Consider the following 2,095-nt stretch of genomic DNA (forward strand, 5'->3'; position numbering starts at 1 on the left):
CATCATTACTATTCCAGTCCTATTTGTAACACTTTTAGGTTTATACCTTACACTAATTATATTTTAAGAAAAGAGGCTTTAATTATGGATAAGAAAACAATTTATTTTATATGCACAGGAAACTCTTGTCGTAGCCAAATGGCTGAAGGTTGGGGAAAGAAAATATTGGGTAAAGATTGGAATGTCTATTCTGCCGGTATTGAAACACATGGTGTTAATCCTAAAGCAATAGAAGCTATGAAAGAAGTAGATATTGATATATCAAACCATACGTCAGACTTGATTGATAATGATATTTTAAAACAATCAGATTTGGTCGTAACGTTATGTAGTGATGCAGACGATAATTGTCCTATTTTACCACCAAACGTTAAAAAAGAGCATTGGGGTTTTGATGATCCAGCAGGTAAAGAGTGGTCAGAATTTCAACGCGTTAGAGATGAAATTGGCAAAAAAATTAAAGAATTTGATAGTTAAGTAAAAAATTAATCAACGAAATACAAGGAGCTTTTTATGTATAAATATATTTTTAGTTGCATTAAAACTTGGATTACTATCATTTGGAGGACCAACTGCCCACTTAGGTTATTTTTATGATGAATATGTTAAGAAAAGAAAATGGCTTGATGAAAAAGAATACTCAGATTTAGTAGCGCTATGCCAGTTTTTACCTGGACCTGCAAGCAGCCAAGTTGGTATTGGTATAGGAACGATTAGAGGAGGAATTCTGGGAGGAATTATTTCTTTTATTGGTTTTACACTTCCTTCTGTGATTATACTTATGGTTTTTTCAGCATTATTTATTAATAATGATTCTAGTTTAACTTGGATCCAAGGATTAAAACTAGTAGCTGTTGCCATTGTTGCCCAAGCCATAATAGGTATGGGTAAAAAATTAACAAATACTAAAAGTACCATTACATTGGCATTATTTGTTCTTATATTATCTCTTACAATCGATAATCTTTACATTCAAGTAATCGCATTATCTATTACTGGTATATATGGTCTTATCTTTTTAAAAGAAACCTCTACAGATATAAATAATTTAAGAGTGAAGACATTTAAATTACCTAAAATGTTAGGGTTTATTTCAATTTCATTATTTTTTTTACTATTAATTGTATTACCTATAGTTAGTTCTATGACGAATAATTTATGGCTCAGAATGTTCGATAGTTTTTATAGATCTGGTTCTTTAGTGTTTGGAGGTGGTCATGTCGTATTACCTTTATTAGAAAATGAATTTGTACCACAAGGTTTGATATCACCTGATAGTTTCATAACGGGTTATGCTGCTGCTCAAGCTGTACCTGGACCATTATTTACGTTCTCTTCATATATTGGCATGTCTATAGAAGGTATTGGAGGAGGAGTTTTGGCTACTATCGCTATATTCCTACCAGCATTTCTATTATTATTTGGAGTGTTACCATTTTGGGATGATATTAAATCTAACACTTATGCTGAAGGTTTTTTAAAAGGTATAAGCGCGGGTGTAGTCGGTATTCTTATCGCTGCATTTTATAATCCGATTTGGGCTTCAACTATTAAATCAGAATTAGATTTTGTTCTAGCTAGCTCATTATTCGTATTCCTGGTTTATTATAAATTACCTTCCTGGTCTATTGTGCTAATAGGCATTATAATAGGTATAATGTTTTACTAATCTTTCTCGTTCATAATCAAAGAATAAATTTTATAAGTATAGTTATTAAAGTAACCATTATAAATTAAAATAATTGATTTCGTGTAATTATAGTACTTTATCTCAATGTAAAAGATAGTAAAAAAGGCTCTATAATAAATTGGACTGATGACTAAAAATCATCAGTCCAATTTTTATGTTTGAATACAAAAATAGCGCAATTACCTCTATAATTATTAGTTACCACACAAAATAAAAAAGAAAAGTAATGCGCCTATGCGTAAGTCTTTATTAAATACATTAAGAATTAAAGATAAAAATCTAAATTTTTCAGATGAAGTGATTGAGAAAAAACATAAAGGACAAATGAGCTTGTTTTACTATGACGAGCTCACTTATCAACCTACACATTGTGAAAATTGTTCAACTAAAAATGAAAATTTCTCT

The 2,095-nt window shown here is 30.1% G+C and carries 2 protein-coding genes and 1 pseudogene; all 3 read left to right on the top strand.

Annotation, left to right across the window (positions count from 1 at the left end; translation table 11 throughout):
* Window positions 1-84: 84 nt before the first annotated feature.
* Window positions 85-477: an arsenate reductase (thioredoxin) gene (gene arsC, locus NR218_RS12605; RefSeq protein ID WP_016930481.1), complete on the top strand. Its 393-nt coding sequence runs from the start codon at window positions 85-87 to the stop codon at window positions 475-477.
* A gap of 40 nt (window positions 478-517) precedes the next feature.
* Window positions 518-1,669 (top strand): chromate efflux transporter, encoded by a 1,152-nt coding sequence (gene chrA, locus NR218_RS12610; protein ID WP_049426475.1) that lies wholly within the window; start codon window positions 518-520, stop codon window positions 1,667-1,669.
* Between the two features lie 255 nt (window positions 1,670-1,924).
* Window positions 1,925-2,095, top strand: a pseudogene (locus NR218_RS12615) (ISL3 family transposase); the annotation flags it as partial.

It is taken from the genome of Staphylococcus sp. SUC_1.2 (genome assembly GCF_026222585.1).

Bases quoted from the DNA above. Each gene is read 5' to 3' on its own strand.
- arsC (WP_016930481.1), top strand. From the start codon at position 85: ATGGATAAGAAAACAATTTATTTTATATGCACAGGAAACTCTTGTCGT.